Origin of the sequence: Streptococcus sp. LMAG:39 (assembly GCF_008680485.1) — a bacterium.
GTDB lineage: Bacteria > Bacillota > Bacilli > Lactobacillales > Streptococcaceae > Streptococcus > Streptococcus pasteurianus.
The window spans coordinates 1041047-1052852 of the sequence record NZ_NALE01000001.1 but is presented as its reverse complement, the minus strand read 5'-3'; the positions used below and the strand labels follow the sequence as shown (position 1 = coordinate 1052852).

General features: G+C 40.0%; 9 protein-coding genes and 1 tRNA gene. 6 read left to right on the top strand and 4 right to left on the bottom strand.

What is annotated here, in order from left to right:
* Positions 1-19 precede the first annotated feature (19 nt).
* On the top strand, positions 20-1915 hold the full coding sequence (locus CCC20_RS05165; protein WP_013852319.1) for a M13 family metallopeptidase: 1896 nt from the start codon (positions 20-22) through the stop codon (positions 1913-1915).
* 267 nt (positions 1916-2182) lie between these two features.
* Here the strand turns inward: CCC20_RS05165 and CCC20_RS05160 are convergent, their stop codons facing one another.
* Positions 2183-3136, bottom strand: a complete 954-nt coding sequence (locus CCC20_RS05160; protein ID WP_058692567.1) for a S66 family peptidase — start codon at positions 3134-3136, stop codon at positions 2183-2185.
* 137 nt (positions 3137-3273) lie between these two features.
* On the opposite strand from CCC20_RS05160, the gene CCC20_RS05155 reads away from it, so the two are divergent.
* The 3 genes from CCC20_RS05155 to tsf all read left to right on the top strand — a co-directional run bounded on the left by CCC20_RS05155 (position 3274) and on the right by tsf (position 5561).
* A tRNA-Cys gene (locus CCC20_RS05155) sits at positions 3274-3344 on the top strand.
* A 303-nt stretch (positions 3345-3647) separates the two neighbouring features.
* The gene (rpsB, locus tag CCC20_RS05150) at positions 3648-4415 is read left to right on the top strand and encodes a 30S ribosomal protein S2 (RefSeq protein WP_013852317.1); all 768 of its coding nucleotides are present in this window, start codon (positions 3648-3650) and stop codon (positions 4413-4415) included.
* Between the two features lie 108 nt (positions 4416-4523).
* Positions 4524-5561 carry a translation elongation factor Ts gene (gene tsf / locus CCC20_RS05145; RefSeq protein ID WP_003066832.1) on the top strand — a complete coding sequence of 346 codons (1038 nt, stop codon included), beginning with the start codon at positions 4524-4526 and terminating at the stop codon, positions 5559-5561.
* A gap of 128 nt (positions 5562-5689) precedes the next feature.
* On the opposite strand, the gene CCC20_RS05140 is transcribed toward tsf, so the two are convergent.
* Positions 5690-6154 (bottom strand): COG2426 family protein, encoded by a 465-nt coding sequence (locus CCC20_RS05140; RefSeq protein WP_003066829.1) that lies wholly within the window; start codon positions 6152-6154, stop codon positions 5690-5692.
* Positions 6155-6828: 674 nt separating this feature from the next.
* Between CCC20_RS05140 and CCC20_RS05135 the strand changes: the two genes are divergently transcribed.
* Both CCC20_RS05135 and CCC20_RS05130 read left to right on the top strand, forming a co-directional pair.
* Positions 6829-7290 carry a CtsR family transcriptional regulator gene (locus CCC20_RS05135; protein WP_003066826.1) on the top strand — a complete coding sequence of 154 codons (462 nt, stop codon included), beginning with the start codon at positions 6829-6831 and terminating at the stop codon, positions 7288-7290.
* Positions 7287-9728 carry an ATP-dependent Clp protease ATP-binding subunit gene (locus tag CCC20_RS05130; protein WP_287179399.1) on the top strand — a complete coding sequence of 814 codons (2442 nt, stop codon included), beginning with the start codon at positions 7287-7289 and terminating at the stop codon, positions 9726-9728. Before CCC20_RS05135 ends, CCC20_RS05130 begins: the two co-directional genes overlap by 4 nt.
* Positions 9729-9801: 73 nt before the next feature.
* Here CCC20_RS05130 and dusB read toward each other — a convergent pair whose 3' ends face one another.
* The gene (dusB, locus tag CCC20_RS05125) at positions 9802-10779 is read right to left on the bottom strand and encodes a tRNA dihydrouridine synthase DusB (RefSeq protein ID WP_003066823.1); all 978 of its coding nucleotides are present in this window, start codon (positions 10777-10779) and stop codon (positions 9802-9804) included.
* Positions 10772-11638, bottom strand: a complete 867-nt coding sequence (gene hslO, locus CCC20_RS05120) for an Hsp33 family molecular chaperone HslO (RefSeq protein ID WP_287179388.1) — start codon at positions 11636-11638, stop codon at positions 10772-10774. The genes dusB and hslO overlap by 8 nt, the downstream gene beginning before the upstream one ends.
* Between the last annotated feature and the right edge of the window lie 168 nt (positions 11639-11806).

Genomic DNA, 11806 nt, shown 5'->3' with positions numbered 1-11806 from the left:
AAATTAAAGGAGATTTTTTATGACTCGATATCAAGACGATTTTTATGATGCTGTCAATGGCGAATGGGAAAAAACAGCCGTTATTCCTGATGATAAACCACGTACAGGTGGTTTTTCAGATTTAGCCGATGAGATTGAAGACTTAATGTTGGCGACAACAGATAAATGGCTTAGCGGCGAAGATGTACCAGAGGATAGTATTTTACAAAACTATATCAAGTTTCATCGTATGACTTCAGATTATGATAAACGTGAAGAAGTTGGTGTCGCGCCAGTTCTTCCATTGATCGAAGAATACAAAAACTTGGATTCTTTTGCTGAATTTGCAGGCAAAATTGCAGATTTTGAAATGGCAGGAAAACCAAATGAATTTCCGCTTGGTGTTGCCCCAGATTTCATGAATGCGCAGCTCAATGTTCTTTGGGCAGAAGCTCCTGGAACAATCTTGCCTGATACGACTTACTATGCCGAAGATAATGAAAAAGGTAAAGAATTACTAGCTATCTGGCGCCAAATGCAAGAAGAATTATTGCCAAAATTTGGTTTTTCAGCTGAAGAAACGAAAGACTTGCTTGACAAGGTGATTGCATTAGATGCCAAAGTCGCTAAATATGTTTTGTCACGTGAAGAATCTTCTGAATACGTCAAACTTTATCACCCATATGATTGGGCTGATTTTACAAAATTAGCACCAGAATTGCCTTTGGATGCTATTTTCACGCAAATTTTGGGAGAAATTCCTGACAAAGTGATTGTTCCTGAAGAACGTTTCTGGACAGAGTTTGCTGCTGACTATTATTCAGAAAAGAACTGGGATTTGCTAAAGGCGGATTTGGTTTTATCAGCTACGGGGGCGTTTAACGGTTACTTAACAGATGACATTCGTGTGCTTTCAGGTGCTTATGGTCGTGCGCTTTCAGGGACACCACAAGCTATGGATAAGAAAAAAGCATCTTACTATTTAGCTTCGGGCCCTTATAACCAAGCACTTGGTCTTTGGTATGCTGGGCAAAAATTCTCTCCAGAAGCCAAAGCCGACGTGGAACATAAAGTAGCGACAATGATTGATGTTTACAAGAAACGTTTGACGTCAGCAGATTGGTTAGCAAAAGAAACACGTGATAAAGCCATTGTTAAATTAAACGTCATTACACCACACATTGGTTATCCTGAAAAATTGCCAGAAACTTATGCTAAGAAAATCATTGATGACTCGTTGTCATTAGTTGAAAATGCGCAAAACCTTGCTAAAATTTCAATCGCACATAGCTGGAGCAAATGGAACAAGCCTGTTGACCGTAGTGAATGGCATATGCCTGCCCATATGGTTAATGCTTACTATGACCCACAACAAAATCAGATTGTCTTTCCAGCGGCGATCTTACAAGCCCCATTTTACAGTTTAGAACAAAGTTCATCTGCTAACTATGGTGGTATTGGTGCGGTTATTGCCCATGAAATTTCACATGCTTTTGATACCAACGGTGCATCATTTGATGAACATGGTAGCCTCAATAACTGGTGGAAAGAAGCTGATTACCAAGCCTTTACAGAACGTACAGATAAAATCGTTGACCAATTTGACGGTTTAGATTCATATGGTGCGAAAGTCAATGGTAAATTAACCGTTTCTGAAAATGTGGCTGACCTTGGTGGTGTGGCTTGTGCACTCGAAGCCGCAAAACAAGACGAGGATTTCTCAGCACGTGATTTCTTCATCAACTTTGCAACGATTTGGCGCATGAAAGCGCGTGATGAATATATGCAAATGTTAGCAAGCATTGACGTTCATGCACCAGGAAAACTTCGTACCAATGTTACATTGACAAACTTTGATGAATTCCACACAGAATTTGACATCAAAGCAGGTGACCCAATGTGGCGCGCACCAGAAGACCGCGTTATCATTTGGTGATTTGTTGAAAAAGTTTGAAGCTGAGCATTTTTGCTTGGCTTTTTTTGTGTCATGAAAAGAGTTTATTTTAAAGTTTATTAGTAAGGGTTGCTTATAAAATAAGTGGCAAAAGCAAAAAGATAAGAATAGGTAATAAATTAAATAAGCGTTTCAGCATAGTAGATTTCCTCCATAGATTATAACCTCATTTTAGCAGAGGAATTGGTGAAATCGCTTTATTTACAAATCTGCAAATGAAAATATTTTAATTATTCTTTTTTAGGGTATTTATTCCTCGATGTGAATACTCAAAGTATCAGTGTCAATGCTTGCTTGTGCGCCGATAGTGATTGTAAAGAGTGGCTGAGTGTGGGCAAAATCAAGGTCATACATGACAGGAATGGTTTTAAGAAGTGGGTGCTTGTCTAGGATATAGGTTAATATTTCGGGTGTCATTTGGCATTCCTTTGGGAAGCGTCCGATAAGCACCGCTTTTGGATTGGGGTAAGCTTGTAAAATGGCTGCTAAATTGCGATCAAAATCATGATAGTCATCTTCTTCTGCCTCTTCTAAGAAAAGGACATAATCGTTGACTTGAGGGGTGTAAGGTGTTCCGCGAAGAAGTCCAAAAGTAGATAAATTTCCACCAATAATGGTGCCAGAAGCTTTCCCTGCGTTGTAAATTTTCCATTCTGTTGGCATAAAATGACGTGGTTGTGTTGGGTCATACCAAGGGTCGCTTGACCACTCCTGACTTGGAACAAGGTCATAAGCTGATTTTGTCATGGCATTTAACCAAGCCTTGCTCTGGTAATCTTGACCTTCTTTCATTTTAAAACTAGAATATGAAGGTCCCATGTATGTCAGCATTCCAGTTTTAGCATAGATAGCATTTAAAAAAGCTGTTGAATCAGAATAACCGCAGATAATTTTGGGGTGTTTGGTAATTAAGTCATAGTCAAGATAGGGTAATAACTCATTAGAATTAAAGCCACCAATGGTAGCCAAAATGGCGTCGACAGAGTCATCCAAAAAGGCAGCGTGTAAATCAGCGACGCGACTTTCGATTGAAGAAGAATCGAGCATATCAGATTCTAAATAATGTTCTGAAAATGACACACGAAATCCTAGATTTTCTAACGTTTCTTTGGCAGAAAGATTGGCTTCAAATCCACCCAAGCGAGCAATTGAATCTGACGGACTGAGTACGCGAATATGACTGTTAGGACTTAGTTTTTTCATAAAACACCTCCAAAGATTTTTAGTATTATAGCATAAATGCCGTATTTTACAAGGGAAATAGAATTGGTAGATAAGTTCAGAATTTAAGAAATTTACTTGACGCCGCTTAGATTTTAAGGTAGAATATTATTTGTTATGGCGGTATAGCCAAGTGGTAAGGCACGGCTCTGCAAAAGCTTGATCGTCGGTTCAAATCCGTCTACCGCCTTTATATAATGTGTTTACGCCAAAAGCCCGACTCTGTCGGGCTTTTGTTTTTGTGATAAGGAAATAAGAATTTATTATGGCAGAGATTTAATGATAGGAGGTAGTGCCAAAATACTTTAAAGAAAAGCTTTTTTAAGGTTGCATTTGACTTGTCAAAATAGGGGTTTTATGGTAAACTATAACAGTTGTTTTATGCAACAAATACTCATTCTGGATGTATTGTGAACCTGTTGCTCTTTATGGGTGGGTTTGCAAGATGAAGTCTGGGAGAGGAAAAAACATTATAAAAAAGGAGAAACTACTCATGGCAGTAATTTCAATGAAACAACTTCTTGAGGCTGGTGTTCACTTTGGTCACCAAACTCGTCGCTGGAACCCTAAGATGGCTAAATACATCTTCACAGAACGTAACGGTATCCACGTTATTGACCTTCAACAAACTGTAAAAATGGCTGATGTAGCTTACGAATTCGTTCGTGATGCAGCTGCTAACGACGCTGTTATCTTGTTTGTTGGTACTAAAAAGCAAGCTGCTGATGCTGTTAAAGAAGAAGCAGAACGTGCTGGTCAATACTACATCAACCACCGTTGGTTGGGTGGAACTCTTACAAACTGGGATACTATCCAAAAACGTATCGCTCGTTTGAAAGAAATCAAACGCATGGAAGAAGATGGAACTTTTGAAGTTCTTCCTAAGAAAGAAGTTGCTCTTCTTAACAAACAACGTGCTCGTCTTGAAAAATTCTTGGGTGGTATCGAAGATATGCCTCGTATCCCAGACGTAATGTACGTTGTTGATCCACACAAAGAACAAATCGCTGTTAAAGAAGCTAAAAAACTTGGTATCCCTGTTGTTGCAATGGTTGATACAAACGCTGATCCAGATGATATCGATGTTATCATCCCAGCAAACGATGACGCTATCCGTGCCGTTAAATTGATTACATCTAAATTGGCTGATGCTGTTATCGAAGGACGTCAAGGTGAAGATGCAGATGTTGATTTTGCATCAGAAGCACAAGCTGACTCAATCGAAGAAATTGTTGAAGTTGTAGAAGGCGACAACGAATAAGATTTTAAGGCTTAACAGTCTTTGATATGCTTTAAAACGGGGCAGAAAGCAAACCGCTCTGTCTCGTTTTTATTATTTTGGAAATAAAAAATCTTGGAGGACATAAAAATGGCAATTACTGCAGCTCAAGTAAAAGAATTGCGCGAAAAATCAGGTGCTGGTGTCATGGACGCTAAAAAAGCACTTGTTGAAACTGATGGTGACATGGAAAAAGCAATTGAATTGCTTCGCGAAAAAGGTATGGCTAAAGCAGCTAAAAAAGCTGACCGCGTAGCCGCTGAAGGTTTGACTGGCCTTTATGTTGACGGTAACGTTGCAGCAGTTGTTGAAGTTAACGCTGAAACTGACTTCGTTGCTCAAAACGCACAATTCGTTGAATTGGTTAAAGAAACAGCTAAAGCTATCGCTGAACAAAAACCAGCTAATAACGAAGAAGCACTTAAAGTTACTTTGACTTCAGGTGAAACTTTAGAAGCAGCTTATGTTAATGCAACTGCGACTATCGGTGAAAAAATTTCATTCCGTCGTTTCGCTCTTATCGAAAAAACTGATGATCAACACTTTGGTGCATACCAACACAACGGTGGACGTATCGGTGTTGTAACTGTTATTGAAGGTGGCGACGAAGCTCTTGCTAAGCAAATCTCAATGCACGTTGCAGCTATGAAACCAACAGTTCTTTCATACGAAGAACTTGATCAAGAATTCATTCACGATGAATTAGCTCAAATGAACCACAAAATCGATCAAGATAACGAATCACGTGCAATGGTTAACAAACCAGCTCTTCCACACTTGAAATTCGGTTCTAAATCACAATTGTCTGATGAAGTAATCGCTCAAGCTGAAGAAGATATCAAGGCAGAACTAAAAGCAGAAGGCAAACCAGAAAAAATCTGGGATAAAATCATCCCTGGTAAAATGGATCGCTTCATGCTTGATAACACTAAAGTTGACCAACAATACACACTTCTTGCACAAGTTTACATCATGGATGATAGCAAAACTGTTGAACAATACCTTGATTCAGTAAATGCTAAAGTTATCACTTTTGCTCGCTTTGAAGTTGGTGAAGGTATCGAAAAAGCAGCTAACGACTTTGAATCAGAAGTTGCAGCAACAATGGCAGCAGCACTTAACAAATAAGAATAGCTTGCTAATAAAATAACCATCTGAGATAGAAATCTCAGGTGGTTTTGTATGCTTGAGAAATCTTGCTAACAGTTGATAAAAAACAACATTAAAAGAGCTTGGTTTGCTTCCTAAGCTCTTTTTTAGCTAAATGCTCCTAAGCCGAGAATTGTTAGTGTTCCCATGATTAGTCCTGCGAGGATAACCCCGAGCATAACTGCAACGACGCTTTGTTTGAAGTTCCAATCGAGGATTGATGCGGCTAATATTCCGGACCAGGCTCCTGTTCCAGGAATGGGGATACCAACAAAGAGTAATAAGGCGATAAATAGTCCACGGTTACCAGCAGTCGCAGCTAGTTTTTTACCACCGCTGTGACCTTTTTTCAAACACCAAGTAAAGAAACCACCGATAACTGGTTTATCTGCTCCCCATTCAAGCACACGACGTGCGAAGAAGAAGATAATTGGGATGGGGAGCATATTACCGACAACGCCGATAATAAGTGCTTGCCACATTGGAATACCAGTGGCGATTGCATAAGGAACAGCGCCACGAAGTTCTACAAGAGGAAGCATGGAAATCAAAAATGTAATAATATAGTTCATTTACTTGAAACCTTTCATTTGTTACAGATTTTATTGTATCCTATCTCTTGAGCAAACACAACCAAAATCTGTCTTTCGGTGATTGTTTTAGGCTGAAAATAGTATCATGATTGGTGTGATTGACTATTTGAGTGCCTTTCTTTGACAAGAGATGTTAGCTCATGCTATAACAACAGCAAGGAGAATTTCAGAGTAATATCTGAGTACAAGAAAAGCACCTTGCCGGCCAAAGCTAAGGTACTTTTTATCATCGCTCACAACTTTGCAATGTCTCAGAGAAGGACAACTATTTTTCATTATCATCAAGATGCTTCTCTATCCATTTTTTACGTATAGCTGTGCTAAAGTGAATTACAACAAGATTTACTATGTTGCGCACGATAATCAAAAGAAGAACTTGGTACAATACGCTAACGCACATTCTTTCGCAAGCGATTAGGGGAGTTGCCAAAGCGTACACAGTGGGTTAATGCACTCAATTCTTACTTGCTCAATATACTGGATTGGTGTGATTGACTTTATTTTTATGAAACTTGAGATGATGATATTAAATTTATCTAAATTAGTAGGGCTTATTTTCCCCTAAAAAGGATATTTTTGTTATAATGATAGTCAGTTATAGTCAAAGATAGTCTATTTGGAAATGGTCATTAATCTTGAAAAGGAGGAAGCTAATGGCAAAAAATACATCTGATAGTATTGAAGAATACATTAAGCAATTACTTGCCCAATCAGGTATTGCCGAAATTAAGCGGTCAAACTTGGCAGATACCTTTCAAGTTGTTCCTAGCCAGATTAATTATGTGATTAAAACGCGTTTCACGGAAAGTCGTGGTTATACTGTCGAAAGTAAACGTGGTGGCGGAGGTTATATCCGCATTGCCAGAGTGCGTTTTTCAGATCAACATCAAATGTTTGGTAATCTTATGGCAAACATTGGTGAACGTATTAGTGAGCAGGTTTTCACGGATTTGATTCAGTTGCTGTTTGATGAAAAAATCATTACTGAACGTGAAGGAAATTTGATTTTAGCAACAGCTTCGGATGATGTTCTTGGCAAAGATGCTCCAGAGATTAGGGCACGTATGTTGCGGAAAATTTTACAAAGATTAGATAGAAAAGGATTCCATTTATGAGTGAGTATTCGATAAAAATGCAAGAGGTTTTCAGTGTTGCTCAATACCAAGCAGCGCGTTTTGAAAGCCCATATTTAGAAAGTTGGCACGTCCTTTTAGCTATGGTTGCTATCCATGACTCAGTCGCAGGACTAACATTTGCGGAATACCAAACTAAAATCGCCTATGAAGAATATGAAGCGGCAGCTGTTTTAGCCATTGGGAAATCACCGTTAACGGACGTTGACAGAGTTCATTTTGTAGAACAATCTAAAGCTCTTAGTGACGTTTTAGCATTTGCTGAGTCTATTTGTCAGGTGACTGGCGGTAACGAAATCGGGACAGAACACGTGCTTTATGCGATGTTGTTAAACCTTGATTTATTTGCCACACGTTTGCTAGAAGTTGCTGGTTTTAAAAATAAAGAAGACGGTGACGCTGCTCGTTTGATTGATTTGCGTAAGAGTTTGGCACGTAATGCTGGTTTTACAAAGGAAAATATCAAGGCTATTCATGGGCTTCGTAAGCCGAAAAAAGCGACAATGGGCGGTGCTTTTTCTGAAATGATGAAACCACAGTCAACAGCGGGGGATTTGTCAGATTTCACGCGTGATTTGACAGAGATGGCACGTCAAGGAAAATTAGAACCTGTTATCGGTCGTGAAAAAGAAATTTCTCGTATGGTGCAGGTGCTTAGTCGCAAAACGAAAAACAATCCAGTTTTAGTAGGGGAAGCTGGTGTTGGTAAAACGGCTCTTGCTTACGGTTTGGCACAGCGGATTGTCAATGGTGCGATTCCGTATGAACTCCAAGATATGCGTGTTCTAGAGCTTGATATGATGAGCGTTGTGGCTGGTACGCGATTCCGTGGTGATTTTGAAGAACGCATGAACCAAATCATCTCAGATATTGAGGAAGATGGTCATATTATTCTTTTCATTGACGAAGTGCATACGATTATGGGTTCAGGTTCTGGAATTGACAGCACTTTGGATGCGGCTAATATTCTAAAACCAGCGCTTGCGCGTGGTACGCTTCATATGGTTGGTGCGACAACGCAAGAAGAATATCAAAAACATCTTGAAAAAGATGCGGCGCTTTCTCGCCGTTTTGCTAAGATTACCATTGAAGAACCAAGTGTTGAAGATGCTTACCAAATCTTGCTTGGGTTAAAGAAATCATATGAAGATTTTCATAATGTGGTGATTTCTGACGAAGCTGTTTTAACGGCTGTCAAAGCTGCGCATCGCTATTTGACAAGTAAAAATCTTCCTGACTCAGCGATTGATTTGCTTGATGAAGCAAGTGCAACGGTTCAAGGTTTGGTGAAAAAAGAAGCGCCAGCTACTTTGACACCTGCTGATAAAGCTATTTTGGAAGGTGATTTCAAATTGGCAACGAAATTGCTGAAAGAGTCACGCAAGAGGCCAAATCGTAAACCAACTGCTGTGACAGAAGATGATATTATGGCAACGCTCAGTCGTTTGTCAGGTATTCCTGTTGAGAAAATGACACAGGCAGATAGTAAGAAATACTTGAACCTCGAAAAAGAACTCCATAAGCGTGTGATTGGCCAAGATTCAGCTATTTCAGCGATTAGTCGTGCTATTCGTCGTAATCAAGCGGGCATTCGTACAGGCAAACGTCCGATTGGGTCGTTTATGTTCTTGGGTCCAACGGGTGTTGGTAAAACAGAGTTGACTAAAGCACTAGCAGAACTGCTATTTGATGATGAATCTGCTCTTATCCGTTTTGATATGTCTGAGTACATGGAAAAATTTGCGGCGAGCCGTCTTAACGGAGCTCCTCCAGGGTATGTCGGTTACGAAGAAGGTGGTGAATTGACTGAAAAAGTTCGCAACAAACCTTATTCTGTGCTTCTATTTGATGAAGTTGAAAAAGCCCACCCAGATATTTTCAATGTGCTTCTTCAAGTGTTGGATGACGGTGTGCTGACGGATAGTCGTGGTCGTAAAGTTGATTTTTCAAACACGATTATCATCATGACATCAAATCTTGGGGCAACTGCTTTGCGTGATGAAAAGACAGTTGGTTTTGGTGCGCGTGATATGGCTCATGATTATGAGGCAATGCAAAAACGCATCATGGAAGAACTCAAAAAAGCTTACCGACCTGAATTCATCAACCGTATTGATGAAAAGGTTGTTTTCCACAACTTAACTCAAGAAAATATGCGTGATGTCGTGAAAATCATGGTTAAACCATTGATTGCGACACTAGCTGAAAAAGATATTACGCTAAAATTCCAACCATCAGCATTGAAATATTTAGCCGAAATTGGATACGACCCAGAAATGGGAGCTCGTCCGCTCCGCCGTACTCTGCAAGATAAAGTTGAAGATGAATTATCAGAGCTTATTTTATCAGGCGAATTGGCAAGTGGAAATACCCTTAAAATCGGCGTTTCTAAAGGGCAACTCAAATTTGATATTGCTTAATAATAAAATAAAAACAGCTGCTAAGTTTAACTTAGTAGCTGTTTTTGGGTTTGTTATCGGTGAAATTTCCCAATCATCGTAAGCTGTTAAAGATTTCTTTGACTTCGTCAATAGTTTCTGCGCGTGAGACGGCTCCACGGATTTTGGCAGCGCCAGCGGTACCACGGAGGTAGTGTGGGGCTAAACCACGGAATTCACGGACAGCGATTTTTTCACCTTTGAGGTCGATGAGACGTTTGAGGTGATCTTCTGCGATGTCCAATTTTTTGACAAATGGAAGGTCTGGCAGTTCTTCGCCTGTTTCAAAGTAATGATTGATTTGGGTGAAGATGTATGGATTGTTCATGGCTGCGCGTCCAACCATAACGGCATCAACACCGATTTCTTCAATCATGTATTTAGCATCGTGAACGTTACGGACATCACCGTTTCCAATAAATGGAATTTTGGTAATGGCTTTTGAAACACGAGCAAGTGTCTCGTGGTCACATGTTCCAGTGTACATTTGCTCACGGGTACGTCCATGCATAGCAAGGGCAGACACACCAGCTGATTCGGCAGCAAGTGCATTTTCAACAGCAAGCTCACTATCTGACCAGCCAGTACGCATTTTGACAGTCAATGGAATATCGAGAACAGAAGTGACTTCATTGATAATGTGATAAATCTTATCAGGGTCTTTGAGCCATTTTGCGCCTGCTTCATTTTTGACAACCTTATTCACAGGGCAGCCCATATTGATGTCAACGATGTCAGCTTTGGTATTTTCTTGGATGAATTCAGCTGCGCGTTTAAGTCCGTCTGCGTCACCACCAAATAATTGGATTGACATTGGATGCTCATTTTCATCAATGTGAAGCATGTGAAGAGTTTTTTCGTTATTGTAGAGGAGACCTTTTTCAGAAATCATCTCCATGACAACTAAGCCAGCTCCAAATTCTTTTGCAATCGTACGAAAGGCAGAATTTGTCACTCCTGCCATGGGTGCTAGCACCGTACGGTGAGGAATTTCAACATCACCAATCATAAATGATGAGCTGAGTTTAGTCATTGATTAATCCCTCCAAGTCATTTTCGGTGAAGTTGTAAGTTTTACCACAGAATTGGCAAGTGATTTCGGCACCGTGGTCCTCGTCTTTCATGGCTTTGAGTTCTTCTTTGCCAAGAGTGACAAGAGCAGCTTCAAAACGTTCACGTGAACAATCACAATTAAAGCCGATTTCTTCTTCAGCAAGGATTTTGTACTCATCCTCGCCATAGATTGCTTTTAAAAGAGCTTCAACGTGGTCGTCAGATTCCAAAAGTTTTGAAATAGCAGGCATTTCTTGGATACGTTTTTCATAGCGGTTGATTTCTTCTTCAGAAGCACCTGGAAGGACTTGCAACATAAAGCCACCAGCGACTTCGACCTTGTCATTGTCGTCAAGAAGAACGTTAAGCCCAACGGCAGAAGGTGTTTGTTCAGATTCAGTCAAATAAAAAGCCAAATCTTCACCGATTTCACCTGAGACAAGTGGTGTTGAAGAAGTGTAAGGGTTACCTGTACCGTAGTCTGTGATGACAACGAATTGACCAGCACCCATGAACGGTCCAACCATGACTTCGCCAGTAGCGGTTTTCTTAACATCAACGCCAGTATTTTGAATGTAGCCTTTGACATGTCCTTTAGTATCAGCCACAGAGATAATGTGACCAAGTGAGCTATCACCAATAACTTTGACGGTTACTTTGCTGTCTCCTTTCTGATTGGCAGCTAGGATTTGATTGGCAATAAGTGTTCTACCTAGGGCAACAGTAGAGCTAGAAAGTGTCTGATGTTTTTCTTGTGCAGATCTAACCGTCTCAGTGCTATCAAGCACATAAGCACGGAAAGAACCAGATTTTGAAATTGATTTTATAAGTTTATCCATAAGAACATTATAACACAAAGCAAATTTGATGGGCTAGTATTGTGGTTGGTAAAAGCGTAATCATCTGGGAGAAAATCAGGGCTTTAAGTCTGGTAGTTTGTTTGGAAAAGTAAAACTGCCCTATTCCTTAAAGTGAGGAGCAAGGCAGTTGGTAATTTTTATGATGTT